Origin of the sequence: Protofrankia sp. BMG5.30 (assembly GCF_001983005.1) — a bacterium.
GTDB lineage: Bacteria > Actinomycetota > Actinomycetes > Frankiales > Frankiaceae > Protofrankia > Protofrankia coriariae.
The window spans coordinates 177466-203129 of record NZ_MOME01000011.1 but is presented as its reverse complement, the minus strand read 5'-3'; the positions used below and the strand labels follow the sequence as shown (position 1 = coordinate 203129).

General features: G+C 71.6%; 26 protein-coding genes. 24 read left to right on the top strand and 2 right to left on the bottom strand.

Features of this window, described 5'->3' with window-relative positions; translation table 11 throughout:
- The first annotated feature begins 62 nt into the window (after window positions 1-62).
- A complete protein-coding gene (locus BL254_RS07640) occupies window positions 63-1049 on the top strand; it encodes a thiamine-phosphate kinase (RefSeq protein ID WP_047221352.1) in 987 nt (328 codons plus the stop codon).
- A gap of 119 nt (window positions 1050-1168) precedes the next feature.
- Window positions 1169-2041 carry a bifunctional hydroxymethylpyrimidine kinase/phosphomethylpyrimidine kinase gene (gene thiD, locus BL254_RS07635; RefSeq protein ID WP_076842911.1) on the top strand — a complete coding sequence of 291 codons (873 nt, stop codon included), beginning with the start codon at window positions 1169-1171 and terminating at the stop codon, window positions 2039-2041.
- Here the strand turns inward: thiD and rpmB are convergent.
- Window positions 2028-2216: a 50S ribosomal protein L28 gene (rpmB, locus tag BL254_RS07630; RefSeq protein WP_076842910.1), complete on the bottom strand. Its 189-nt coding sequence runs from the start codon at window positions 2214-2216 to the stop codon at window positions 2028-2030. The two genes, thiD and rpmB, sit on opposite strands and share 14 nt — an antisense overlap.
- Before the next feature lie 193 nt (window positions 2217-2409).
- Between rpmB and recG the strand changes: the two genes are divergently transcribed.
- The 11 genes from recG (at window position 2410) to BL254_RS07575 (ending at window position 12321) form a co-directional block, all read left to right on the top strand.
- Complete coding sequence (recG, locus tag BL254_RS07625) at window positions 2410-4872, top strand: ATP-dependent DNA helicase RecG (RefSeq protein WP_076842931.1); 2463 nt, start codon at window positions 2410-2412, stop codon at window positions 4870-4872.
- 105 nt (window positions 4873-4977) lie between these two features.
- Window positions 4978-5535, top strand: a complete 558-nt coding sequence (gene rsmD, locus BL254_RS07620; RefSeq protein WP_076842909.1) for a 16S rRNA (guanine(966)-N(2))-methyltransferase RsmD — start codon at window positions 4978-4980, stop codon at window positions 5533-5535.
- On the top strand, window positions 5532-6008 hold the full coding sequence (gene coaD / locus BL254_RS07615) for a pantetheine-phosphate adenylyltransferase (protein ID WP_076842908.1): 477 nt from the start codon (window positions 5532-5534) through the stop codon (window positions 6006-6008). The genes rsmD and coaD overlap by 4 nt, the downstream gene beginning before the upstream one ends.
- 117 nt (window positions 6009-6125) lie before the next feature.
- Complete coding sequence (locus BL254_RS07610) at window positions 6126-7001, top strand: MEDS domain-containing protein (RefSeq protein WP_076842907.1); 876 nt, start codon at window positions 6126-6128, stop codon at window positions 6999-7001.
- Between the two features lie 116 nt (window positions 7002-7117).
- A complete protein-coding gene (locus BL254_RS07605) occupies window positions 7118-7516 on the top strand; it encodes an ATP-binding protein (RefSeq protein WP_235433226.1) in 399 nt (132 codons plus the stop codon).
- Between the two features lie 449 nt (window positions 7517-7965).
- Window positions 7966-8580 (top strand): DUF177 domain-containing protein, encoded by a 615-nt coding sequence (locus BL254_RS07600; protein WP_047221355.1) that lies wholly within the window; start codon window positions 7966-7968, stop codon window positions 8578-8580.
- Window positions 8580-8750, top strand: coding sequence for a 50S ribosomal protein L32 (gene rpmF / locus BL254_RS07595; protein WP_013874845.1), 171 nt, complete (start codon window positions 8580-8582; stop codon window positions 8748-8750). Before BL254_RS07600 ends, rpmF begins: the two co-directional genes overlap by 1 nt.
- A gap of 6 nt (window positions 8751-8756) precedes the next feature.
- Window positions 8757-9833, top strand: coding sequence for a hypothetical protein (locus tag BL254_RS07590; RefSeq protein WP_047221356.1), 1077 nt, complete (start codon window positions 8757-8759; stop codon window positions 9831-9833).
- Window positions 9830-10648: a ribonuclease III gene (rnc, locus tag BL254_RS07585; protein ID WP_047221357.1), complete on the top strand. Its 819-nt coding sequence runs from the start codon at window positions 9830-9832 to the stop codon at window positions 10646-10648. The genes BL254_RS07590 and rnc overlap by 4 nt, the downstream gene beginning before the upstream one ends.
- A 43-nt stretch (window positions 10649-10691) precedes the next feature.
- Window positions 10692-11546 (top strand): bifunctional DNA-formamidopyrimidine glycosylase/DNA-(apurinic or apyrimidinic site) lyase, encoded by an 855-nt coding sequence (mutM, locus tag BL254_RS07580; protein WP_076842905.1) that lies wholly within the window; start codon window positions 10692-10694, stop codon window positions 11544-11546.
- A 43-nt stretch (window positions 11547-11589) separates the two neighbouring features.
- Window positions 11590-12321, top strand: coding sequence for a DUF2786 domain-containing protein (locus BL254_RS07575; protein WP_076842904.1), 732 nt, complete (start codon window positions 11590-11592; stop codon window positions 12319-12321).
- Between the two features lie 124 nt (window positions 12322-12445).
- On the opposite strand, the gene BL254_RS07570 is transcribed toward BL254_RS07575, so the two are convergent.
- Window positions 12446-12754: a hypothetical protein gene (locus tag BL254_RS07570; RefSeq protein ID WP_235433227.1), complete on the bottom strand. Its 309-nt coding sequence runs from the start codon at window positions 12752-12754 to the stop codon at window positions 12446-12448.
- Between the two features lie 103 nt (window positions 12755-12857).
- On the opposite strand from BL254_RS07570, the gene BL254_RS07565 reads away from it, so the two are divergent.
- From BL254_RS07565 to lepB, 11 genes are all read left to right on the top strand, one after another.
- Window positions 12858-13127 (top strand): acylphosphatase, encoded by a 270-nt coding sequence (locus BL254_RS07565; RefSeq protein ID WP_076842930.1) that lies wholly within the window; start codon window positions 12858-12860, stop codon window positions 13125-13127.
- Window positions 13128-13527: 400 nt separating this feature from the next.
- Window positions 13528-13722 (top strand): hypothetical protein, encoded by a 195-nt coding sequence (locus BL254_RS29290; protein ID WP_076842929.1) that lies wholly within the window; start codon window positions 13528-13530, stop codon window positions 13720-13722.
- Window positions 13723-14096: 374 nt separating this feature from the next.
- Window positions 14097-17888, top strand: a complete 3792-nt coding sequence (locus BL254_RS07555) for an AAA family ATPase (RefSeq protein WP_076842903.1) — start codon at window positions 14097-14099, stop codon at window positions 17886-17888.
- A 33-nt stretch (window positions 17889-17921) separates the two neighbouring features.
- Window positions 17922-19172 (top strand): signal recognition particle-docking protein FtsY, encoded by a 1251-nt coding sequence (ftsY, locus tag BL254_RS07550; protein WP_076842902.1) that lies wholly within the window; start codon window positions 17922-17924, stop codon window positions 19170-19172.
- Window positions 19173-19589: 417 nt separating this feature from the next.
- The gene (gene ffh / locus BL254_RS07545; protein ID WP_076842928.1) at window positions 19590-21182 is read left to right on the top strand and encodes a signal recognition particle protein; all 1593 of its coding nucleotides are present in this window, start codon (window positions 19590-19592) and stop codon (window positions 21180-21182) included.
- Window positions 21183-21385: 203 nt separating this feature from the next.
- Complete coding sequence (gene rpsP / locus BL254_RS07540) at window positions 21386-21844, top strand: 30S ribosomal protein S16 (protein ID WP_047221362.1); 459 nt, start codon at window positions 21386-21388, stop codon at window positions 21842-21844.
- A complete protein-coding gene (locus BL254_RS07535; RefSeq protein WP_047221363.1) occupies window positions 21845-22078 on the top strand; it encodes an RNA-binding protein in 234 nt (77 codons plus the stop codon). It begins immediately after the preceding gene.
- A gap of 12 nt (window positions 22079-22090) precedes the next feature.
- Window positions 22091-22717 carry a ribosome maturation factor RimM gene (rimM, locus tag BL254_RS07530; protein WP_083730909.1) on the top strand — a complete coding sequence of 209 codons (627 nt, stop codon included), beginning with the start codon at window positions 22091-22093 and terminating at the stop codon, window positions 22715-22717.
- A 29-nt stretch (window positions 22718-22746) separates the two neighbouring features.
- Window positions 22747-23496: a tRNA (guanosine(37)-N1)-methyltransferase TrmD gene (trmD, locus tag BL254_RS07525; RefSeq protein ID WP_076842901.1), complete on the top strand. Its 750-nt coding sequence runs from the start codon at window positions 22747-22749 to the stop codon at window positions 23494-23496.
- 225 nt (window positions 23497-23721) lie between these two features.
- A complete protein-coding gene (gene rplS / locus BL254_RS07520) occupies window positions 23722-24072 on the top strand; it encodes a 50S ribosomal protein L19 (RefSeq protein WP_076842900.1) in 351 nt (116 codons plus the stop codon).
- Window positions 24073-24328: 256 nt separating this feature from the next.
- Window positions 24329-25663 (top strand): signal peptidase I, encoded by a 1335-nt coding sequence (gene lepB / locus BL254_RS24835; protein WP_254857887.1) that lies wholly within the window; start codon window positions 24329-24331, stop codon window positions 25661-25663.
- Window position 25664: the final 1 nt, after the last annotated feature.

The window sequence follows — 25664 nt, the reverse complement described above, 5'->3', positions numbered from 1 at the left end:
GACGTCGACAACCCGTGCCGCAGAACAACGGGCCGACAGAAGGTAACAGGCAATCGGCTCCGGTGAGAGTGTCTGAGGTAGGGGAATTTGGTCTGATCGCCCGAGTGGCGGCCAGACTGGGCGCACCGGCGCCGCCAGCGGGTCCTGGTGACGACGCCGCGGTGGTCCTGACACCCTCCGGTTATGTGATTGCTACCACAGATCTGCTCGTGGAAGGGCGGCACTTCCGGTTTGACTGGTCCTCCCCATATGACGTCGGACGTAAAGCTGCCGCGCAGAGCCTCGCCGACGTGGCGGCCATGGGAGCCGTCCCGACCGCCCTGCTGGTCGGCCTGGCCTGCCCGCCGTCCACCCTGGTCGAGCTCGCCGAGGGCCTGGCCGACGGCCTGCGCGACGAGTGCGCCGAGGTGGGCGCGGTCGTCGTCGGCGGTGACACGGTCAGCGCGACCGAGGTCTGCCTGGCCGTGACCGCGCTCGGGGACCCGCGGGGTGCCGCCCCGCTGACCCGCTCGGGAGCACGCCCGGGAGAGTCGGTCGTCCTCGCCGGCACGGTGGGCCGCTCCGCTGCGGGGCTGGAGCTGCTGCTCGCGGGCGTGCAGGAGGGGCCCCTGGTCGACGCCCACCGCAGGCCGACGCCGCCGTACGCGGCCGGGCCGGCTCTGGCCAGGGCGGGCGCGACCGCGCTGCTCGACGTCAGCGACGGGCTGCTCGCCGATCTCGGGCATGTGGCGGCCGCCTCCGGCGTCGTGCTGGAGGTGGACGCCGACGCGCTGCGGGCGGCCGTCCCCGGCGTGGACGTCCGGCATCTGCTGACCGGCGGCGAGGATCACGGGCTGGCCGGGACGCTGCCGGCGGGCGTCGCCCCGCCGTCCGGGGTCACCGTGATCGGCCGTGTGCTGGCCGCCGACCCGGCCGCGGGCGGGCCAGGCGTGCGGGTCGTGGGCGGCAACGTCCCGCCGGACCTGCGCGGCGGCCCGCTCCGGCCACCGGGGCCGGACGGCCCGACGGCCGCCGCGCCGGGCGGCTGGGACCACTTCCGCACGTCCTGAGCTGTGACGTCGAAAACCTGGATCCGCGAGGGACGAGAACCACGTCACCGCCCCACTCGCGCACCTGTCCGCCCGTCTACCAGACGGGCGGCGTGGGGGCGGGTGGGCAGCGGTCTAGCGTGGGGACCGTGGTCTCTTTCGGTTCCGCTCCCGGCCCGGTCGCGCGTCTGCCACCGGCTCGGGTGTTGGCGATCGCGGGGTCGGACTCCGGCGGGGGCGCTGGTATCCAGGCTGATCTGAAGACCGCGCTGGCCTTCGGGGTCCACGGGATGAGCGCGCTGACCGCGGTGACGGCTCAGAACTCCCTGGGTGTGCACGGAGTGTGGGAGCTGCTGCCGGAGGCCGTGGTGGCGCAGATCCGCGCGGTCGTGGCCGACATCGGGGTGGACGCGGTCAAGACCGGGATGCTGTCGTCACCGCCGATCGTCGCCGCGGTCGCGGGCGAGCTGGCCGGGGTCGGCGTCCCCGTCGTCGTCGATCCCGTGGGGGTGTCCAAGCACGGGGATCCGCTGCTCGCGCCCGAGGCGGTGGAGACCGTGCGCACCCGGTTGCTGCYGGTGGCGACGGTGGCGACCCCGAACCTCGACGAGGTGCGGCTGCTCACCGGCGTCGACGTGCGGACCGAGGCGGACCTGCCGGCCGCCGCGCGCGCCGTGCTCGACCTCGGGCCACGCTGGGTGCTGGTCAAGGGCGGGCACCTGCCCGGCGACGCCGTGGACCTGCTCACCGACGGCCAGCACAGCGTCGTGCTCCGGGCGCCCAGGCACGACAACCGGCACACCCACGGGACCGGCTGCACGCTCGCGTCCGCGATCGCGTCGCTGCTGGCCCGTGGGGCGGACGTCCCCGATGCCGTACGTGCGGCAAAGGACTACGTCACTGGCGCGGTGGGAGCGGGTTTTCCGCTCGGCGCGGGCATCGGCCCCGTCGACCACGCCTGGCAGCGGCGACAGCCGCCACACCTGGCTACGCGGCCTGCTACGCGCGGGTGACCTTGCCGGCCTTGATGCAGGAGGTGCAGACGTTCAGGCGCTTCGGCGTCTTGCCGACGAGCGCGTGCACGGTCTGGATGTTGGGGTTCCAGCGCCGCCGGGTGCGCCGGTGGGAGTGGGAGACCGACATACCGAAGCCCGGCCCCTTGCCGCAGAYGTCGCACACCGAAGACACGAGACACTCCGCCAGAGAATAGTAATGATCATGCCGCGTTCGCGGCGGTCATCCGAGGCTACCCCACGCCGCGCCGCCACCGGACACCGCCAGCCCGTGAGGCGCCCGTAAGGGCCGCCCATGAAAGCGCGTGGGCAGGCCGAACACGTGGGGCAGATCGAAGCTGTCGGCGCCGTCGGGCAGGATCGTGGGTGTGGTCGACCAGCAGACGCGGCTTCGGGACGTGGTGGGTGCGCGGACCGCCACGGCGCTCGCCGGCGCCCTGGAGCTGGAGACGGTCGGTGACCTGCTCGCCCATCTGCCAAGGCGCTACCAGGAGCGGGGGGAACTGACCGATCTCGCTGACCTCACCGTCGGTGAGGCGGTCACCATCCAGGCGCGGGTCACCAGCGCCAAGCGGCGCCCGCTGCGGGGACGCGGGCGGGAGATGCTGATCGTCACGGTCAGTGACGGTCGGCACAGTCTCGCCCTGACGTTCTTCAACCAGCCGTGGCGGTCGCGGGACCTGCGGCCGGGGGTGACCGCGTTGTTCGCCGGGAAGGTCGAGGTGTTCAACCGCCGGCGGCAGATGACCAACCCCGAGGTACAGCTGCTCGACGACACGATCCCGGGGTTCTCCGACGGCCCGGGGGAGGTCGAGCTTCCCGGGATCGCCGAGTCGGCGAGCGGGCAGCTCCCGGTTCACGCGGGCACGGCCCGTAACGGCATAGTCGGCAACGGCACAGTTCCCGCCGGTAGCGGCTCCCCGGGTACCGGTCCCACAGGTACCGGCGGGGACGGCCCAGGCGGGGACGTCGAGGGTTTCGCGGGCGGCCTGTTGCCCATCTACCCGAGCGCGGCGAAGATCCCGAGCTGGGCGATCGGCAAGTGCGTGCGGATCGTCCTGGACCTGCTGACCGAGCTCGACGACCCGCTGCCGGCCGCCATCCGCGCCCGCTACCGGCTGGTGAGCCTGCTGGAGGCGTACCGGCTGGTCCACCAGCCGTCGTCCTGGGCGGACGTCGGCCGCGGCCGGACCAGGCTGAAATGGGATGAGGCACTCGTCCTGCAGGTCGCGCTGGCACAGCGCCGGCACGACGTCGAGAAGATCGCGGCGACGCCGCGGCATCCCCGTCCCGACGGTCTGCTCGCGGCTTTCGACGCGTCCCTGCCCTTCTCACTCACCGCCGGGCAGCGCGCTGTGGGTGCCACGATCGCGGCGGAGCTCGCCCGGCCCTTCCCGATGCACCGGCTGCTGCAGGGCGAGGTCGGGTCCGGCAAGACGGTGGTGGCGCTGCGCGCGATGCTCGCCGCGGTGGACGCCGCCGGGCAGGCGGTGCTGCTCGCGCCCACCGAGACGCTCGCGGCCCAGCACCTGCGCAGCCTGCGCGCTCTGCTCGGCCCGCTGGGACGGGCCGGGGAGCTCGACGCCGCGCCCGAGGCCGCTCGGGCCGTGCTGGTGACGGGCTCGCTGGGCGTGAAGGCGCGGCGGGAGGCGCTCGCCGCTGTCGCGGACGGCAGCGCGGGCCTCGTCGTCGGCACGCACGCCCTGCTCGAGGAGTCGGTGGTATTTCACGATCTTGCTCTTGTGGTCGTCGACGAGCAGCACCGCTTCGGGGTGGAGCAGCGGGACGCGCTGCGCTCCCGGTCCGACCGTCCGCCGCATCTGCTGGTGATGACCGCCACCCCGATTCCGCGGACGGTCGCGATGACCGTCTTCGGTGACCTGGAGGCGTCGACGCTCACCGAGCTGCCCGCCGGTCGTTCGCCGATCTCCACGTTCGTCGTGCCCGCGACAGCCCCGAAGTGGGCCAACCGGGTGTGGGGGCGGATCCGCGACGAGGTCGCCGCGGGCCGGCAGGCCTATGTCGTCTGCCCGCGCATCGGTGGGGATACCAGCGACGCCGATGACGTCCCCGGGGCCGACGGCCCCGCGGCCGGAGACGTGGCCGGGGACGTGGCCGACGATGCGGCCGACCCGGCGGCCGACCCGGCGGCCGGCCCGGTGGACGGGGCGCGGCCGGACGACACCGCGTCGCGGGACGCGTCGGCGGCTGYCCGGCGGCCGGGCGCGGGCGTTCTCGACGTGCTGCCCAAGCTGCGGGCCGGCGAGCTCGCCGAGCTGCGGGTCGAGGCGCTGCACGGCCGGCTGCCCCCGGACGAGAAGGAAGAGATCATGACCAGGTTCGCCGCGGGGGAGCTGGACGTCCTCGTGGCCACCACGGTGATCGAGGTCGGGGTCGACGTGCCGAACGCGACCGTGATGGTCGTCATGGACGCCGACCGTTTCGGTGTCTCCCAGCTGCACCAGCTGCGCGGCCGGGTCGGTCGCGGCAGCGCGCCCGGGTGGTGCCTGCTGTACACCGACGCGGAGGGCGGCTCGCCCGCCTGGGAGCGGCTGTCCGCGGTGGCGGCCACCTCCGACGGGGCCGAGCTCGCCCGTCTCGACCTCGCACAGCGACGCGAGGGTGACGTGCTGGGGGCGGCCCAGTCCGGCGGCCGGCGTTCCCTGCGCCTGCTGGAACTGCTCAAGGACGAGGAGCTGATCCGCTGCGCGCGGGGCGAGGCGAGCTCCCTCGTCGATGCCGATCCGCAGCTGTCGGCGCATCCGGTCCTGGCCGCGGCGCTCGCCGCCACCCTCGACGAGGCCGCTGCCGCCTATCTGGAAAAGGGATGACCGGCGCGCGGGCCAAGGCCGGCGGGCTGTGCGCCGGCGGCCGGCGCGCACAGCCACCAGAAATCCGAAGAAAAACAAAGAAAAACGACGAGACGAAGACGGGAAATGACCAGGATCATCGGTGGGGTCGCGCGTGGGCGCCCTATTCGGGTGCCACCGGGGGGCGGGACTCGTCCGACTTCCGACCGGGCGCGGGAGGGGCTGTTCAACACGCTCGCCTCACTGGTCGAGCTGCGCGGCGCGCGGTTCGCCGATCTCTACGCCGGTAGTGGCGCGGTCGGGTTCGAGGCGTTGTCGCGCGGGGCGTCCCACGTCCTGTTCGTCGACCGGTCGGCGGCGGCGGTCCGCACCCTGCGCGCGAATGCGGCGACGCTCGGGTTCACCGGTGTGGAGATCCTTTCCCAGTCCGTCCCACGTGTGGTGGAAATCATGCCRGAGCGCGCGTTCGACATGGTGTTCCTGGATCCTCCGTACGCGCTGTCGGACAGCGCGTTGACCAGCGTGCTCGCCGGGCTGATCGCCGGTGCCTGGCTGCAGCCGGACGGGGTGTGTGTCGTGGAGCGCTCGCGCCGCAGCGGCCCGCCGGTCTGGCCGGACGGGATCATTACTATTCGCAATCGCGCGTATGGTGAGGGGGTGCTCTGGTACGGTTCCGGATCATGAGAAGGGCTGCCTGTCCAGGTTCGTTCGACCCGATCACCAACGGTCATCTGGATATCATCGTCCGCGCCAGTCGGCTCTTCGACGAGGTCGTCGTAGCCGTGCTCATCAACAAGAACAAGGCCAATCTTTTCACCGTGGAGGAGCGGATAGAGTTGATCCGTGAGGTGACCCGGGACCATTCCAACGTGGTGGTCGAGTCGTCCCACGGTCTGCTCGTCGACTTCTGCCGGGCCCGCGGCATTCARGCCATCGTCAAGGGCCTGYGCGCGGTCAGTGACTTCGACTACGAGTTGCAGATGGCGCAGATGAACCATTCGCTCGCGGGTGTCGAAACCCTCTTTATGAGTACGAACCCGCAGTATGCGTTTCTGTCCTCCAGCCTGGTCAAGGAGGTCGCCACCTACGGCGGTGACGTGTCCGGGCTGGTCCCCGACGTGGTGCTCAAACAGTTGCGCGAACGTCTCGCCCGCTGAAGCGCGGCCCCGGGCGGCGCTCCGCCCGGGGCCGCGCCCGAGGGGCCCCGGGCCCACTTTGACAAGCGTCATCGGACCGTGAATTCTTAACTGGTTGACGTCATAGCTGTACGTGGAGTGTCTACGCAGGGTGTTGATACTGATCCGCGCCGGGCTGTATCTGTAGGACGGATAGGGCTTGGCGATCACGCATGCCTGAGCTTCGTCGACGACGACGCGTGCTGGAGCGTGCTGGCCGCCTACAGTCAGTGGGGGCTCGCCAAGGGCGAGAAGGTGCTGGTCGTCACCGACCCCGACCTCTCGAAGGGCGAGATCTTCGCTCGGCTGGACTCCTATGGTCCGCCGGCGGAGCCGGCATGGGAGCGCGGCCAACTGAACATCGAGAGCACCGAATCGATGTATCTGCCGCCTGCCCGGTTCTCCGTCGAGGGTCAGATCCAGCGGTACCGGGAGCAGATCGAGCTGTCGTACCGGCAGGAGTACCCGGGACTCCGAGCCTGCGCCGACATGGCCTGGGCGCTGGATCCTGACATGGATCTCGACCAGCTCGTCACCTATGAGCATAAGCTCAAGKTCTTGTTCACCGATCCGCGGTGCAGTGTGATCTGCTGCTACGACCGGAAGCGTTTCAGCAGGGAAATGCTGGACCGCATGGACGGCGTCCACCCCATGGCGGTGCTCGAAGGTATCGGATCCCTGGATATTGCGTATACCGACTCCGGCCTGAAACTGGCCGGAGAAGTTGATCTATCTACCCGCGAGCAGTTCATCGGTGGCCTTGAGCAGGCGTTCGCCCGGTTCGGGGACCGCCTGCTCCTGGACCTGGCAGATCTTTCCTTCCTGGACGCCCATGGCGCCGGGGCGATCATCAGGCTGGCGGCCGAAATGCCGCCGGGCGGGCGGCTGGAGATCCGTTGTAGTACCCGTCAGGCGTACGTACTACGTATCCTCGGCGCGGAATCGATCCCGTGGATGGTCCTGACCAAGGTGTGATGTGATCCGCGAATGCCAGTAGCAGAACGATCATTCCGACTCGGAACGTGTGCCCACGGTTGTTCCGGCGACAGCTGTCGGGTCAGGCGACCACGGATGCGGCCTATGYCACGCCGGTGACCTCCCGCCCCCACACCCCGACCGTGGAGCAACTCGCCATCTGGGAGCTGCCCCTCGACCCCGCCGTTGTCGCCGCGGTCCGTGCCGGGGTTTCCCGGCAGTTGTGCGCATGGGGATTGGAAGAAGCGGTGTTCACCACCGAGTTGCTGGTCAGCGAGCTGGTCACCAACGCGATCTGCCACGGTGCCGCTCCCATCACGTTGCGCCTGATCCGGGAGCATGTCCTCATCTGCGAGGTCTCCGACGGCGGCTGCGGCTCCCCTCATCCGCGCCGGGTCCGTGGCTGCGACGAGGGCGGGCGGGGCCTGTTCCTCATCACCCAGCTCTGTCAGAGCTGGGGCGTTCGTTATACCTCCACCGGCAAGACCGTCTGGACCGAGCAACCCCTACCGTGAATGGCTGGTATCACTCGCGGTGAGCCAGGGCGTATGACCGTGGTCCACCACCAGCCATGGCCTACCGCTTACTACGGATCTCCATATGTCTCCTTGAGGCGACCATTGCGATGGTTCGTGACACGCGGGCGGACGACGGGCGCGGGTCGTCCGGATGCCCGGGCGCGCCGGTTCCGGTCATTGATGTGGCGGTCGGGGATCGTCCGCCGGCTGGCGACCCGAGGCCGGCGGACGTGCCGCGGTCGGTCCCCCGGTCCGTCCGAGGTGACGGTGAGCGGATTTCGCGAGACGATCGGATAGGGTGGTCCCTGGCGCCTGGATTCCCGGGCACCGAACCCACCGACCGACGAGCCACAGATCATGATCGCGTTATCGTCACGCGGTCGGCCATCTGCGACACCCGAGAGTTGTGAATCCGGTACTCCGTGGCAACGACAGGCACCTCCTCCATGACTGCGCCGTCATTCCGCCGCCGGGCCCCTCGGGGTCCGCTCGTGCTCGACATCCGTGAGCTGGGCCGCCGGGCGGGTTCGATGAAGCGCGTCGTGACGCGGCTGCCCGCCCCGTCGGAGCTGGGCACCGAGATGATCCACGTTCCGTCGGGCGCGCCCATCGACCTGGATCTGCGCCTGGAGGCCGTGATGGAGGGCGTGCTGGTCAGCGGCACGGTGTTCACGCCACTGACCGGCGAGTGCGCGCGCTGCCTCGACCCGATCGAGGACGAGACCACGGTCGACCTCCGCGAGCTGTTCTACTACCCGGACCGGGCCCCCGACGACCCCGAGGACGACTCCTTCCAGGTCGTGAACGACCATCTCGATCTCGAGCCGGCGCTGCGCGACGCGCTGGTGCTCAGCCTGCCGCTGTCCCCCTGCTGCCGGCCGGACTGCGCCGGCCTGTGCGCCGACTGTGGGGGCCGGCTGGACGATCCTGATGTCGACCACGAGCACGCCCGGGCCGATCCCAGGTGGGCGGCGCTGCCGTCACTGATCGAGAACCTGCCACCGAACGAGAACACCAACACAGCGAGCAACACCAACGCAGAGAGCAAGGAGAAGGACTAGTGGCCGTCCCGAAGCGCCGGACCTCGCGCAGCAACACCCGTTCCCGGCGGGCACAGTGGAAGACGCAGGCCCCGGCCCTCACGAAGTGCCCCCGCGGCCACGTGACCCGTCCGCACACGGTCTGCCCGACGTGCGGTCGTTACAACGATCGACAGGTCCTCGACGTCTAAGTTGATGTGACACACGTCGCGGTCGATCTGCTGGGTGGTGACGGCGCGCCGGATGCGGTCGTCGACGGCATCGGCAGCGCGCTGGACGCCGACGAGTCGCTGGTGGTCAGCGTCGTCGGTCCGTCCGCGGTTGCCGAACGGCTGTCGGCCGAGCGTGGGCTCACCGTCGGTGGCCGGTTACGGCTGGCCGAAGCGCCCCATCTGATCGGTCCTGGCCAGGACGCGGCCCGTGAGGTCCGCTCGAGGCGGGATGCCACGGTCCGTGTCGCGACCCGGCTGATCAGAGATGGTGTGGCGGACGCGGTCGTCTCCGCCGGTCCGCCCGAAGCGCTCGTGGCCGCCGCCTCGTTCACCCTCGGGCCGGTGCCGGGGGCGACCCGGCCGGCTCTCGCCGTGCTGCTCGGCTCCCGGTTGCGCCCGACGGTCCTGCTGGACGCGGGCGCGGCCCCCGGCAGCGGCACCGGGGCCGATCATCTCGTCCAGCACGCGATCGTCGGCGCGGCCTACGCGACGGCCTGTCTGGGCGTGGCACGTCCCAGGGTCGGCCGGCTGGTGGCGGGGCCGGTCCGTCACCCCGGAGCACGCTTTGGCGCCGGTGGACCGGGTACCGGTCGGCCAGGCGCCGATGGACCGTATGCCGGGGGCCTGGACGTCAGCGCGCCCGACGGGTCTGGCGAGTTCGGTGACTTCCTCGCCGGGCTGGAGCTCGACGTCGTCGGCGCCGTCGACGCCGCCACGGTGGCGGCTGGCGGACAGGTCGATGTCGTGGTCTGCGACGGTTCGACCGGGGCTGTTGTGGTCTCGTGGTTGCGGGCGGTGGCGGAGTCTGTCGACCAGCCGCCACCGGCGCTGTCGGGGTGGTATCCGCAGGAGGGAGCATTCGTGGTTGGCGTCGACGGGATCGTGATCGTCGCGGGCGGCGGGCCTGGTTCCGGTGCGGCCGGTTCAGGCGTCGCGGAAGCGATCGCGCGGGCAGTCGCGCAGGCATCCGTCGCGGACCGCTCCGGATGGGTGCCGCGCCAACGGGCGGCCCTGGCCGGTCTCGTCACCCGCCGTCGCAGCCGGGCCGGGTTGCCGTCATGACCCGCGGCCTGCCTCCGCCGGTGCCCCGGGACGGCCTGCGGACCGCGCTCGGCGTGCCCGTCGACGTCGACCTGCTGGAGCTGGCGCTCACGCACCGCTCGTACGCCTACGAGCAGGGTGGCCTGCCGACCAACGAGAGGCTGGAGTTCCTCGGGGACTCGGTGCTCAGCCTGGTCGTCACCGACGCTCTGTTCAATCGTCATCCCGACCTGCCCGAGGGGCAGTTGGCCAAGCAGCGCGCGTCCGTGGTCAACATGCGGGCCCTGGCCGAGGTCGCCCGCACGCTGGGGGAGAGGGGCATCGGCCCCTACCTGCTGCTCGGCCGAGGAGAGGAGACCACCGGCGGGCGGGACAAGGCCAGCATCCTCGCGGACACCCTGGAGGCGCTGATCGGCGCGGTCTACCTGTCGTCCGGTCTGGAGAGCGCCTCCGAGTTCGTCCACCGGCTGTTCGACCCGTTGCTCGACGTCGCCGCCGGCCGGGGCGCCGGGCTGGACTGGAAGACGTCGTTGCAGGAGCGCACCGCCAGCCTGCTGCTCGGCCCCCCCGAGTACGAGGTGGACGAGTTCGGGCCGGACCACGCCAAACGGTTCACCGCCCGGGCCGTCGTGGCCGGCCGGGTGCTCGGTCACGGCGACGGGGGCAGTAAGAAGGAGGCTGAGCAGCGGGCCGCCGCCGCCGCGTTCCAGGCGCTGGAGGACGAGGCGGAAGCTCCCGGCCAGGCGGTATCCGATGCTGTCGGCGCCACCGCTGACTCTGTGGCAGAGACCACCCATGGCCATTCCGAGGCGGCTGTGGGCACGGGCAACGGCTGACCGCCACCCACGTTGTCCAACGTCCTTCTGATGCCCGAGTCCGATGCCTGAACTGCCCGAAGTCGAGGTGGTCCGCCGCGGCCTTGAGCGGACGCTGCCCGGCAGGACGATCGCCACGGTGGCGGTCGCCCATCCCCGGGCGGTCCGGCGGCATGCCGCCGGCGCCGCCGACTTCGCCGCGGTGCTCACCGGCCGCACGATCGAGGCTGCCTGCCGCCGGGGCAAGTACCTGTGGCTGGCCCTCGACAGCGGGGCTGCGCTGCTGGGCCATCTCGGGATGAGCGGCCAGCTCCTGGTGGTTGCCACGGAGAAGCCCGACGAGACGCACCTGCGGGTGCGTTTCACCTTCTCCGACGCCGGCCGGGAGCTGCGGTTCGTCGACCAGCGCACCTTCGGGGGGCTGGCGGTCGTCCCGGCAGACGCGGGCGTGCCCGCGCCGATCGCGCACATCGCCCGGGACCCCCTCGACCCGGGCTTCTCCGACGCCGGCTTCGTCGCGGCCGTGCGCCGCCGCCGGACCGGGATCAAACGGGCGTTACTCGACCAGACCCTCGTCAGCGGGATTGGTAACATCTATGAGGACGAATCACTGTGGCGAGCGGGTCTGCACTACGCGCGTCCGACCGGGACGTTGACCCGCGGCGAGCTCAACCGGTTACTTCAGTCGGTGCGCGAGGTGCTGCTCGAGGCCCTACATGCCGGTGGCACCTCTTTCGACGCGCTCTACGTGTCGGTCAACGGTGAGAGCGGGTTGTTCGACCGTTCGCTCGCGGTCTACGGGCGGGCGGGCCTGCCCTGCACGCGGTGCGAAACCCCGATCCGCCGGGACGCCTTCATGAACCGGTCCAGTTTCACCTGTCCGCGCTGCCAGCCACKCCCGCGAAAGGCGCACTGGTAGGCGGCTGTCGGCAGCTGGTAGTGGGAGGAGCGCGACAACCGYCATGGACGCGGACGCCGCCCTGGGAAAGATCCGCAAGCTGCTGGCGATGGCCGAGGCCGAGGGCCTGCCCGAACAGGCTCGGGAGTCCTACAACGACAAGGCCGCGGACCTCATCGCCCAGTACGGCATCGACCGGGCGCTGCTGGAGGAGACAGCGCCCACCACAGCGACGGCCGGGGACGTCGTGCTGGGCGTCGACCATCCCTACGCCCGGGACAAGATCACTCTGTTGGCCGCCATCGCCGGYCCGCTCGGCTGCCGGCTGATCCACCGGACGAACCCGCTGGGCGGCGCGATCGCGCACGCGGCGCACCTGTTCGGGATGGCGGCTGATCTGGRACGGACCCAGATCCTCTACACGTCCCTGCTGGTCCAGCAGGCGCACGCCCTCGCGCTGGTTCGGGTGCCGCCTGCTGAGGACGTCCGCGCGTTCCGCCGATCCTGGATGGCCGGGTTCGCCGCCGCCRTCCAGAGCCGGCTCACCGCGGCCGAGTCCGGGGCCAGGGAACGCCACCGGTCCGGGCATGTCGGCGGTCGATCGGTCGAGCTCGTCCTCGCCGACCGGTCGGCGAGGGTCGACCGGCACGTCGCCGAGGTCTATCCGCGGCTGCGCACGACACGGTCGCGCAACCTGTCCGGGTCGGGCGGGCTGGCCGGCTTTCAGGCCGGGCAGCGAGCCGATATCGGCACCGGCAGCCGCCTCGCCAGCAGGCCCCACCGCAAGCAGCTGTGACCAACCAGGGGAGGTCGGACGCGTCAGCCGCGGGTGTGTCGGTCCAGGTGGGGCCGGTGCGTCGGTGGCTGCCGTCGGATCGGCACCTGACCTGTTGTCGGATCAGTACCGGATCGGTACCGGATCAGTGTTTGCCACCGGGGATGTTGGGGACCGCTGTCTGGGTGGGGCCTGACGTTCGGGGCGGGGCGTAGCCGGGCCCGATGATCTCGGCCGCGGCGGGCTCGGGCTCCGGTATCGCGCTGCGCAGGCCTTCGGTGCTGGCTTTCGGCACCGGCAGCACGCCGCCGTCCTGCTCGAAGTTCTGGCCGCAGCCRCCGAGGAGCAGCGTCGACGGGATGACGATGGCGCACACCGTCGTCAGCGCGACCCGGCCGCGGCGGTACCGGCGCGACCGAGGCTGACGGAAGCGGGGGGAATGTGTCGTGTCCACAGTGATCCGGTATCCTACCGGCTTCATGCGTGACGTTCCCGCCTGCCCGCACGGCGGCCCCRCCGATTCCGCTGTTTCCGGTGACTCCGCGTCCGGGGAGCCACTGGTCCGGCTCACGGCATGGGTGTCGGGGACCGTGCAGGGTGTTGGTTTTCGTGCGTATGTTCGATCGAGGGGGCGTCGGCTCGGCCTGGTGGGTTCCGCGACCAACCTCGCGGACGGCCGGGTCGAGGTGATCGTCGAGGGTCYGCGCGCGGACTGCCAGACCCTGCTGGAAATGTTGCGGGCGGGACACACGCCCGGCCGGACGACGCAGGTGACGTACTCCTGGTCGCCGCCCAGCGGTGACCTGCTGAATTTTGTTCGTAAGTGACGCGTTTGTTGACACTCCCAATCGTCCGGTCCGGCATCAATCGTCCGGTCCGGTGTGCGGGTGAGTCGCGGTGGGATGCCAGCGGGGCTCGTGTGTACCGGGTTGGTAACGGTCCCGGCGCGTATCGGCCGGCTGACCGGCCGTGTCGGTGTGGGTGGCATGACAACCCGGTGACATGAGTGTCCGTCGTGCCGACGGACACTCCGACAGGCCCGGCTGTCCCCATCTCGACAAAACGCCGTAGTCGGCGAGTGGGGTATGGCATCGTCTTGACTTTCGGTCGCAAGACGTGCCATCCTCGATTCATTGTCTGGCGCGTCGTGTGGTCTGCCTGAGCCGGTTGGCCAGGTCGCAGCGCATCCCGCACCCGCTCGGTCACTCATCGTGGAGGACCACTATCATGGCGAAGGCCCTTTTCGGCCACGTCGGCTCTGGCAACGACGTTCGTTTGTCGTATGAGGTACGCCGACTTCGTGCGCGTGTAGCAGAACTGGAGGACGAGCTCGCGCGTAGTCGCGCTCTCAATGATGCTCTTGAAGGGGTCGATGTCTCGGATGAACTCCGAGYGTTCGAGGCAGAGCCCGCGCTGACCTGATCCTCCTGGACCCGCAGCGGGACCCAAGGGACGTTTCTCTTCATGGGGAACGTCCCTTTGTGTTGTCGGCGGCATTCATGAAACCTCCCGTCGAGGTTTCCCGCCATGCCTGTGACGTTGCGAGCTACGTCGATTTCTGTCGGTGATACGATTCACCTTCCAGTGCCCGCCTGCCCCGGTCTCCGCCGGTCCCTGTCAGRCCGCCGCACCCGGCCCCGGTTCGCTACCGGACACCGCAGTATCGTGAGTACCCGATCGTCCCCTCGGGCATGGTGGCAGAGACGGGCCTACGCACGCGTGGCGGGCCCGCCCGTCGGTTGCACTGTGCGGCCAACTGTCCGCGGCCCGTTCCCTGCGACAGCTGTCGGAGACCGGTGCACCTCAAAAGCCTCACCCTGCGGGGTTTCAAGTCGTTCGCGAGTTCGACGACTCTGCACCTTGAGCCCGGTATCACCTGCGTGGTCGGGCCGAACGGCTCCGGCAAGAGCAACGTCGTCGACGCCATGGCCTGGGTCCTCGGCGAGCAGGGGGCCAAGGCGCTGCGCGGCGGAACCATGTCCGACGTCATCTTCGCGGGTACCCCGTCGCGRCCGCCGCTGGGCCGCGCCGAGGTGCTGCTGACCATCGACAACACCGACGGCGCCCTGCCGATCGACTACAGCGAGGTCACCGTCGGCCGGCTGATGTTCCGCAGCRGCGAGAGCGAATACACGATCAATGGCAGCACCTGCCGGCTCCTGGACATCCAGGAGCTCATGAGTGACTCCGGGATCGGCCGCGAACTGCACGTCATCGTCGGGCAGGGGCAGCTCGACGCGGTCCTGCACGCCCGCCCGGAAGACCGCCGTGCCTTCGTTGAGGAGGCGGCCGGCGTGCTCAAGCACCGCAAGCGCAAGGAGAAGGCGCTGCGCAAGCTGGAGGCGATGGCCGCCAACCTCACCAGGCTCACCGACCTGTCCGCCGAACTGCGCCGTCAGCTCGGCCCGCTCGGCCGGCAGGCGGAGATCGCCCGTAAGGCGGGCGTCATCCAGGCGACGCTGCGTGACTCCCGGCTGCGGCTGCTCGCCGACGACATCGTCACGGCCCGTGGCAACCTGGCAACCGACATCCGGGACGAGGAGGCGCTGCGAGCCCGTCTCGCCACGGTGGGCCGTACCCACACCGAGGGGCAGCGGCGCGAGCAGGAGCTGGAGGCGGCGCTGGCCGCGGTGACCCCGCGGGCCGCTGCCGCGGGCGAGGTCTGGCACGCCCTGGTATCCCTGCGGGAACGCATCCGGGGCACCCGGTCGCTGGCCGCCGAGCGGGCCCGGCTGCTGCGGGCCGGCGCCGAGGAGCAGCGCAGCGGCCGTGACCCCGAGCAGATGGAGCAGGAGGCCGCCGCGGTCCGGGAGCAGGAGAACGCGCTGCTGACCCGGCTGGACGCCGACCGCGACAGCCTTGAGGAGGTCGTCACCCGCCGGGCGCGGCTCGAAGCCGCCCTCGCCCAGGAGGAGAAGGCGCTGGTAGCGGCCGCGCGGGAGGCGTCGAGCCGGCGGGAGAACCTCGCCCGGTTGGCCGGCCGGGTCGAGGCCGCGAGGTCCCGGGCCGGCAGCGCCGAGGTGGAGATCGTCCGGATGTCCGAGGCGGTGGACGCGGCCCGGCTGCGCGGCGGGGAGACCAGCGACCAGCGGATCGCGCTCGAGTCGGAGCTCGCCCGGATCCGGACCACCCGCGGCGAGCTCACCGCGCGCCACGACGAGGCGGCGGCGGTGCACACCACCGCCACCGACCGGTTGGAGGAGCTGCGCGCGCAGGAGCGTTCCGCCGAACGCGACCGGGCGTCCTGGCAGGCTCGCCGGGAGGCGCTGACCCTGTCGCTGACCCCGCGCGACGGTGCCGCGGCACTGCTGGACGCCGCCGCCGGCAGCTGGACGCCCCCGCCCGCCGGCCAGGCCGGCGCGGGTAGCGGAGCCGGCGGACCTGCCGGCAGGGGGAACAGAGGCAAAGAGCCCAAAGGGAAAAAGGGGAAGGCCGGCCGGGAGGCCGCCGGCGGACAGGACAGGGTCGACGCCGACGCCGACGCCGACGCCGACGCCGACGCCGACGCCGCGGAGGTCGCGGACGTCGAGGTTCGTGTCGAACCGCCCACCGGCATCCTCGGCCGGCTCACCGGATGGCTGTCGGTCGAGCCGGGGGCGGAGGTGGCCGTCGCGACCGTGCTGGGCCCGGCCGCCGACGCCGTCGCCGTCGCCGGCACCGACGACGTCACCGCCGCGTTCGAGTGGCTGCGGGCGGTCGACGCCGGCCGGGCGTCCCTGGTCGTCGCCGCCGAGGGCGCGGCGCCGGGCGCCGCGGCCGACAGCGCGGCCGACCCGGCACGGGCCCTGTCGCCACAGGCCCGCGGCGGTGGCGTACCCGCGGCCGATCTCGTGCGGGTCGGTGACCCGCGCTATGCCGCGGCCGTCGCGCGGATGCTCGCCGCCACCCTGGTGGTCGACGACCTCGCCGCCGCGGTGGAGGTGGTCCGGGCACATCCCGACATCCGGGCGGTCACCCGGGCCGGTGACGTGATCGGGCCGGCGCTGGCCACCGGCGGCAGCGCCCGGGCACCGTCCCTGCTGGAGCTGCAGGCCGCCGCCGAGGAGGCGGAGAGCCAGATGATCGCTGCGGCCGGCCGCGGCGAACACGCCAGGGGAGCGGTCGCCGCCGCCGGGGAGGAGGTCACCCGGGCCCGCGGCGGGATCGACGAGGCGCTCGCGGCGCTGCACGGCGCCGACGCCCGGCACCGCGCGCTCTCCGAGCAGCTCTCCCAGCTGGAGCGGGCGAACCGCTCCGGCGCGGCCGAGATCGAACGGCTCGAACGGGCCCGCGCCCAGGCCGAGACAGCCCGTGACCAGGCATATGGCGCGCTGGCGGAGCTGGAGGCGGCGCTGGCCGCGGCCTCGGACGAACCAGAGACCGGGGAACGCTCGTCAGCCGAACGCGACCGGCTGGTCGCGGCGACCTCGGCCGTGCGCGCCGAGGAGGTCGAGGCCCGGCTCGCCGTGCGCACCAGTGAGGAGCGGGCGCGGGCGCTGGCCGGCCGCGCGGACGCGCTGGTGCGCTCCGCCGCGAACGAACGTGCCGCGCGGATGGCCGCGGCGCGCCGCCGGGAGGTCCGGGAACGCCAGGCAGCGGTGGCCGCGGCGGCCGCCGACGCCGCCGACACCGCCCTGACCGCCCTGGAGCACTCCCTCGTCGCCGCCGACACCGAACGCCAGCGCGTCGAGGCGCTGCGCCGGCAGACCGAGTCCGACCTGACCGGCGTCCGCGAGCAGGTCCGCACGCTTGCCACCGAACTCGCCGCGCTGCGCGACGACGTCCATCGCGACGAGCTCGCCCGCGCCGAGAAGCGCCTGCGGGTCGAGACGTTGGAGACCAAGGCGATGGACGAGCACGGGATAGCCGCTGACGACCTGGTCGCCGAGTACGGGCCGGACGTCYCGGTGCCGCCGGACACCCCCGACGGTGAGCCCGTCCCGTTCGACCGGGCCGAGCAGGCGGCGCGGGCGGCCGCCGCGGAGAAGCAGCTGAACCGTCTGGGCAAGGTCAACCCGCTGGCGCTGGAGGAGTTCGAGGCGCTGCAGGAGCGTGCGGCGTTCCTTTCCACCCAGCTTGACGACATCAAGAACACCCGTCGTGACCTGCTGCTGGTCGTCGCGGAGGTCGACGAGCGGGTGCGGGAGGTCTTTCGGGCGGCGTTCGCGGACACCGCGCGGGAGTTCGAGACGGTCTTCGCGACCCTCTTCCCCGGCGGTGAGGGCCGGCTCGTCCTGACCGACCCCGACGACATGCTCACGACGGGTATCGAGGTGGAGGCCCGGCCGCCGGGCAAGAAGGTCAAGCGGCTGTCGCTGCTGTCCGGTGGAGAGCGGTCGCTGACGGCGATTGCGCTGCTGCTGGCGATCTTCCGGGCCCGTCCGTCGCCGTTCTACGTCCTCGACGAGGTCGAGGCGGCTCTCGACGACCGCAACCTCGGCCGCCTGCTGGAGGCGCTGGAGGGGCTGCGGGAGAAATCCCAGTTGATTGTCATCACCCACCAGAAGCGCACGATGGAGATCGCTGACGCGCTCTACGGAGTGGCGATGCGTGGTGACGGGGTCACCACGGTGATCAGTCAGCGGCTGCGCGAGCGCGCCTCGGCCTGAGCACAGCACGCCTGGTCTGCCAGGATCGAAGGCGTGGAGTACGTCCTCATCATTATCGCGATCGTCGTGTTCGCCGTCGTCACGGCCGCTGGCCTGGTGGTGGGCACCCGCCGCCGCGGGCGGGCGGGCACCGCCGCCCCCGGCCACGCCCCCGACCGGCCGCAGCCAGGGACGGACTACCCGCCCGGGGTGGGTGACGACGCCGAGGTGCCGCGGGACTCCCCCCGCCGGACGGTCGACACGGTCGATCTCCCGGCCGACCTTGATATTCCCGTGCCCCCGACCGGGGCCGAGGCCGCCGAGGTTGGGCTGTACGAGCTGGAGCTGGAGAAGGTACCGGAGCTGGAGGTGCCGGCCCCGGCCGCGGGCCGGCTGGTGCGGCTGCGCGCGCGTTTGGCCCGCTCCCAGAGCAGCCTGGGCCGTGGCCTGCTGCTGTTGCTGTCCGGGGACAACCTCGACGAGGAGGTCTGGGAGGACGTCGAGACGACCCTGCTGGTCGCGGACGTCGGCGTCACGCCCACCGAGGAGCTGGTCGCGTCGTTGCGGACGAAGGTGAAGGTCCTCGGCGCGCGCCGGCCCGCGGACGTCCACGTCCTGCTGCGCGACGAGCTGCTCGCCCAGATCGGCACCAGCACCGACCGCACGGTTCAGGCGTTCGCGCAGGGCCGGCCGGCGAACATCCTCGTCGTCGGGGTGAACGGCACCGGCAAGACCACGACCTGCGGAAAGATCGCCCGTCTTCTCGTGGCGGACGGCCGGCGGGTCGTGCTGGGCGCGGCGGACACCTTCCGGGCCGCGGCCGCCGACCAGTTGGAGACCTGGGGCAGTCGGGTCGGGGCGCACACGGTGCGTGGCAGCGAGGGCAGCGATCCGGCGTCGGTGGCCTTCGAGGCGGCCAAGCGGGGGATCAGTGACGACGTCGACACGGTGGTGATCGACACCGCGGGCCGTCTGCACACCAAGACCGGCCTGATGGACGAGCTCTCCAAGATCAAGAGGGTGGTCGCCAAGCTCGGCCCCGTCGACGAGGTGCTGCTGGTGCTGGACGCGACCACCGGCCAGAACGCGGTCGAGCAGGCCAGGGTCTTCACTCAGGCGGTGGACATCACCGGGGTCGTGCTGACCAAGCTCGACGGCACCGCCAAGGGCGGCATCGTGATCGCCGTACAGCGGGAGCTCGGCGTCCCCGTGAAGCTGATCGGCCTGGGGGAGGGCCCGGACGACCTCGCGCCCTTCGAGCCGGAGGCGTTCGTCGACGCGCTGCTCGGGGACCCGCCGGACTGAGCCGCGACACGTGGGCGACAAAGTCCTGAAACGCAACATCGAAACGTAACAACGCAACACAGCAGGTGAGCCGGTAGAACCAGGCCGGGGACCACGGTGTGGCCACTGCGTCCGACGCCGAAGCTTCTTCCGTACCCGCATGCCGCGACCTACAGTGCCGGGGTGAGGATTTCACTCCCGGTCGGTGGTGACGGCCGGGATGGACGACGTCCGGCGAGGTGTCCCCACCATCCTCGGTGTGGAGGGCGGAGATCACGGCGGGTCCGCCTGTGATCGTCGTGTGGGTGCGCCTCGCCGGGGCTTGGTGATCTTTGTGGTTCCGTCGGGCGGGGCGGTGCCGAGCGGTCCGGCTCCGGTCCGGGCCGGTGGGTGCGTACCCTGAGAGCTGCGGTCCGCCAGCGATCCCGGAGTGTGCGCGTGTTCGACACCCTGTCCAGCCGTCTCGACAAGGCCTTCTCGTCACTGCGTGGCAAGGGGCGGCTGTCCGAGGCCGACATCAGTGCGACCGCCCGGGAGATCCGGGTGGCGTTGCTGGAGGCCGACGTCGCTCTGCCRGTGGTCCGGGCCTTCATCGGCGCTGTTCGGGAGCGGGCCAGGGGCGAGGAGGTCTCGACCTCGCTGAACCCCGCCCAGCAGGTCATAAAGATCGTCAACCAGGAGCTGGTCACGATCCTGGGTGGCGGGACGACCACCCTGCGGTTCGCCCGGACGCCACCCACCGTCATCCTGCTGGCGGGCCTGCAGGGGACGGGCAAGACGACGCTGGCTGGCAAGCTCGGCCGGTGGCTGAAGGAGCAGGGTCACACCCCCCTGCTCGTCGCCGCCGACCTGCAGCGGCCGAACGCCGTCACGCAGCTTCAGGTCGTCGCCGGCCAGGCCGGCGTGGACGTGTACGCGCCCGAGCCCGGCAACGGTGTGGGCGACCCGGTCGCGGTCGCCCGCGACGCCGTGGAGCACGCCCGCCGTCGTCTGCACGACGTGGTCGTCGTCGACACCGCGGGCCGGCTCGGCGTGGACGCCGACATGATGCGCCAGGCCGCCGACATCCGGGACGTGACGTCCCCGGACGAGATCCTGTTCGTCGTCGACACCATGATCGGCCAGGATGCCGTCACCACCGCGCAGGCGTTCGCCGACGGGGTGGGCTTCACCGGGGTGGTGCTCACCAAGCTCGACGGTGACGCCCGCGGCGGTGCCGCGCTGTCGGTCGCGCACCTGACCGGCCGTCCGATCATGTTCGCCTCCACCGGTGAGGCGCTGGACGACTTCGACGTCTTCCACCCCGAGCGGATGGCCTCGCGCATCCTCGGGATGGGCGACGTCCTCACCCTCATCGAGCAGGCCGAGAAGGCCTTCGAGGCCGAGCAGGCCGAACAGCTGGYGGCGAAGATGGCCGCCTCCGAGTTCACCCTCTCCGACTTTCTCGAGCAGATGCTCACCGTCCGCAAGATGGGGCCGATCGCCAACCTGCTCGGGATGCTGCCCGGCATGGGGCAGATGAAGGATCAGCTCGCCCAGATCGACGACCGGGACGTCGACCGGGTGGTGGCGATCATCCGGTCGATGACGCCGGCCGAGCGCGACGATCCACGCATCCTGCAGGCCTCCCGCAAGGCCCGGGTCGCCCGTGGCTCCGGAGTGACCGTCACCGAGGTCAACCAGCTCCTCGATCGGTTCGAGGAGGCGCGCAAGGTCATGAAGCAGATGGCCGGTGGCCTCGGCGGGCCCGGTGGGGCGTTGCGCGCGAAGTCGGCCGCGGGCCGCAAGACTGCCAAGAAGGCCAAGGGCGCGAAGCGCAAGGGCAACCCCGCCGCCCGCGCCGCGCAGACGCAGGCGCAGCGGGCCGCGGCCGAGGCGCGGCGGGCCGGTGGGCTGCCCGGCGGGCCCGGCGGGCTGCCGCCCGGGCTCGGCGAGGGCGAGCTGCCCGACCTGTCGGCCCTGATGCGCGGCGAGGGTCTGCCCGGTGGCGCTTTCCCGCCGCCCGGGCAGGGGCGTGGCCGGCGGCACTGACGGCGCCGACGGCGCCACCGGCGCCCGGGCACACCCCGCGTCGGGCGATCTGGCAAACTGGGATGGCGGTCCGGGGTTCCCGCCCTGGTCCCGTTCACCATCGGCGCCGCGAGTGGCGTCCGGCAAACCCAGCTACCGGTACTCCGCGTCCGCACTGTGGTGTCCGGTGACTACTGACGTACGTCTGGAGCAGTTCGACAATCGTGGCAACCAAGATCAAACTTCAGCGCCTCGGCAAGATGCGCGAGCCGCACTACCGGATCGTCGTCGCGGACGCCCGTACCAAGCGGGACGGACGGGTCATCGAAACGATCGGGCAGTACCACCCGAAGTCCGACCCGAGCATCATCAAGGTCGACGGCGAGCGTGCCGGATACTGGCTCGGTGTCGGTGCGCAGCCGACCGAATCGGTACTCGCGATCCTCAAGGTCACCGGTGACTGGCAGAAGTTCAAGGGTCTTCCCGCGCCGCCGCCGGTGAAGGTCGCCGCTCCCAAGGCCGACAAGCGCGAGGTGTTCCAGGCGGCGGCCAAGGCCGCGGCCGGCCTCACCGACAAGCCCGCGACCACGCCGAAGAAGGTCAAGAAGGCGACGGAGGACGCCCCCGCCGCCGGGAAGACCGAGCCGGCGGCGGCCGAGTCGCAGGCTCCGGAGGGGCAGTAAGTGCTGGAAGCCGCCCTCGAGCATCTTGTTCGGGGCATCGTCGACCACCCGGACGATGTGCGCGTGAACCTGCAGTCGGGCCGGCGGGGCCGCACCCTTCAGGTCCGGGTGCATCCGGACGATCTCGGTAAGGTCATCGGGCGCGGCGGGCGGACAGCCCGCGCGCTGCGGACGGTCATGGCCGGAGTGGGTGACCGGGGCCTGCGGGTCGATGTGATCGACGTCGACCGGTAGGGCCGTCTTCAGATGGCTGTCGGAACACACGGCGAAAGCGCCACCAGCCGGCCGCGGTCCGCGGCAGCACGTGACGGAGGCGGCCCTGCCGCCGACCCGGCGGCGGACGAGCCGGTCGTGGTCGGCCGGATCGGCCGTCCCCACGGCATCCGGGGCGAGGTGACGATCGACGTCCGTACGGACGTTCCCGAGCGCAGGTTCGCGCCCGGGACGCACCTGTGTGGCGAGCCGCCCACGGCCACGCCGCTGGTGGTGGCCGGGGCGCGTTGGCACGCCGGCCGCCTGCTGGCGCGCTTCGAGGGCGTCGGCGACCGCGACGCCGCCGAGGCCCTGCGCGGTCGCGTTCTCACCATCGCCGCCGGTCAGGCGGGCCAGGCCGCGGACGACGGCGACGAGGATGCCGGCAACCTGTGGTGGGACCGCGACCTCGTCGGACTGCGGGTGGTCACGGTTGATGATGTCGACGTGGGCACGGTCGTCGACGTCGTCCACACGCCCGCCGGGGAACTACTCGCCGTCGAGCACGTCGGCGGCCGTGAGGTGCTCGTCCCGTTCGTGCGTGAGATCGTGCCGACGGTCGAGGTGCCGGTCGGCCGGATCGTCGTCGACCCGCCACCGGGCCTGTTCGACCTGGAGTAGCGCGGCGGACCTGGAGCAGCGGAGCGGTTGTGCGCGTCGACATAGTTACGATCTTCCCCGACTATCTCAGCCCGCTGGAGCTGTCCCTGGTCGGTAGGGCCCGCGCGCGCGGCATCCTCGACGTCCACCTGCACGACCTGCGGCAGTGGGCCGACGACGTGCATCGCAGCGTCGACGATGCCCCCTACGGCGGTGGGCCGGGCATGGTCATGCGTCCGCAGCCGTGGTGGGCTGCGCTGACCGAGATCCGCGCGCTGGGCGCGGCGGACGGTCGGCGGCCCCGGATCGTCGTCCCGACCCCGGTCGGACGGCCCTTCACACAGGCGTACGCTGCCGATCTCGCCGACGTGCCGTGGCTGGTGTTCTGCTGCGGCCGTTACGAGGGCATCGACGCGCGTGTCATCGACGAGTGGGCCGACGACGAGATCTCCATCGGGGACTACGTTCTCGCCGGGGGAGAGGTCGCCACCCTGGTCATCCTGGAGGCGGTCACCCGGCTGCTGCCCGGCGTGGTCGGCAACGCCGAGTCCGTGACGGACGACTCCTTCACCGACGGCCTGCTGGAGGCCCCGGTGTACACCCGGCCGGCGGTGTGGGGTGACCGCGAGGTCCCGGCCGTGCTGCGCTCCGGCGACCACGCCGCCATTGGCCGGTGGCGGCGGGCCGAAGCCCTGCRGCGGACCGCGCAACGCCGCCCGGACCTGCTCGCCCGCCAGGACCAGGCGGCGGCGGACGACGGCTCGGGTGGGACCGGCTCGAACGCTCGTGTGGCACAGTAGGATACGGTTTCCGGCCGTCCGCCGCACCGGGTGACATCACTCGGCGTGAGCGGGCACCGAGCGGATGCCACCAGGGGCCAATGCCAGCACGACTGCCAGCACGGCCCGCTGATGCGCARACCGCCGGTGTGTGGTCCGCTAGTAGGTGCTCCGTTACAGTGGCTCACCTCCGCCGGCCGGACCAGGCCTGACCCGTCCCGTCATCACCGCGAGAAAGCGACTGCCATGCAAACCCTGGACAGCCTCGACGCCGCGTCACTGAGGACCGACGTCCCGACGTTCTGGCCGGGCGWCACTCTGAAGGTTCATGTTCGTGTCGTCGAGGGYAACCGCCAGCGCATCCAGGTCTTCCAGGGCGTCGTGATCCGGCGGCAGGGCGGCGGCGTGCGCGAGACCTTCACGGTCCGTAAGGTCAGCTTCGGTGTCGGTGTGGAGCGGACCTTCCCCGTCCACAGCCCGGTGATATCCAAGATCGAAGTTGTCACCCGCGGGGACGTTCGCCGCGCGAAGCTCTACTACCTGCGTGATCTGCGTGGCAAGGCGGCGAAGATCAAGGAGAAGCGCCGGCCGGCGTAGGACGTGCCCGGTCGGCCGTGGCGGTTTGGCGGGCCGGAGCTGACACTGGAACTGAGGATGGCTGACACGACCGGCTGTGGTACGGCCGTTGCGGCATGATCGCGACCGGTGCGTGTGGCGACCCGAACATCGGACACGCGTCCGCCGTGGCGTCGTTGGCGCCGGCCAGGCGCGTAGGGTGGTCAGCGATCGTTTTCAACCGGGTTCCCCGGACAGCACATTCCAGCCCGAGTCGGCGAACCCATGAGGTGGCGCGGTGAGTGGAGCCGAGCACAGTCGTCCGATGCGCTGGGGCGGGCCTCCGCCCGCCGGCTCCACGGGCGGCCGCGAGGACGACGCGGTCGACACGCCCGGAGAGCGGACTGGCTCCCCCCCACCGGCCGACGACGAAGCGGCCGGGTCCACATCGGCCACCACCCGGCCGCAGCCGGGTCCGGTCGGCGTGCCTGGCCGGCATCAGGGGCATCCGGCCGCTGTCCCCGACGACGGCCGGCCGGCCGGCCGTCAGACCGAGGCCGTAGGCGACGCTACCGGGGAGAACGTCATCGGTGAGAACCTGACCGGTCAGGAGTTCCAGGAGTTCCCGGAGCCCCAGCGGGCCGGGGTGGATGCCACGGACGGCCCGCCCACCCGCCAGCGCCCGGGCCGCGGCGGCCGCGGTGGCCGCGGCTCGTTCGCCCGTGAGCTGCCGTTGCTGGTCCTGATCGCCTTCCTGCTCGCCCTGCTCATCAAGGCGTTCCTCGTCCAGGCGTTCTGGATACCGACCGTGTCGATGGAGCGCACCCTGCTGGTCAACGACCGGGTGCTGGTCAACAAGCTCGTCTACCGTTTCCGGGACGTCCACCGTGGCGAGATCGTGGTGTTCAACGGGGACGGGACCGGTTTCGAGCGGGCCGAGGTCCTGGTCACTCCGCCGGGCAACGTCTTCTCCCGGGCGCYGCGGTCGGTGCAGGGGATGCTCGGCCTCGGCGCGCCCAGCGACAAGGACTTCATCAAGCGTGTCATYGGTGTGGGCGGTGACACCGTCGCGTGTTGTGACGCCCAGGGACGGGTGACGGTCAACGGCCAGCCGCTGGACGAACCGTACGTGTACGAGAACAGCCCGCTCGGAGGGGGCCGTGAGTTCGAGCCGGTGAAGGTGCCACCCGGCGAGCTGTGGGTCATGGGTGACCACCGCGGTGAGTCCTCGGACTCCCGGGTGAACGGCACCATCCCGCAGAGCAAGGTCGTCGGCCGGGCCTTCGTGCGGGTCTGGCCCCTGAGCCGGATGGCGATCCTGAGCCCGCCGAACATCTTTGCCGCCGCGGGTGCGCAGGCGGCGGGCGCCGCGCCGCTTGCCGGCGCCGGGCTGGCGGGAGCGGCGGTGGTGGGCGTCGCCACCACGGCGCGGCGCAGGCGAGCCTCGCCCGGTACCCTGCCGACGCGACCGGTGAAACGGCTCGGGAGGAACGCAGGTGACGACAACGGCGACTGCCCGTCAGCCCACCGCGACGGCCGCCGGTCGCGGTGGCGCCCGGCGGCCCGCCGAGGGCGGCGTCCGGCCGCGGCCCCTCCCGCCGTTCGCGCCGACCGGCGCGGCGGTCCGAGGTGAG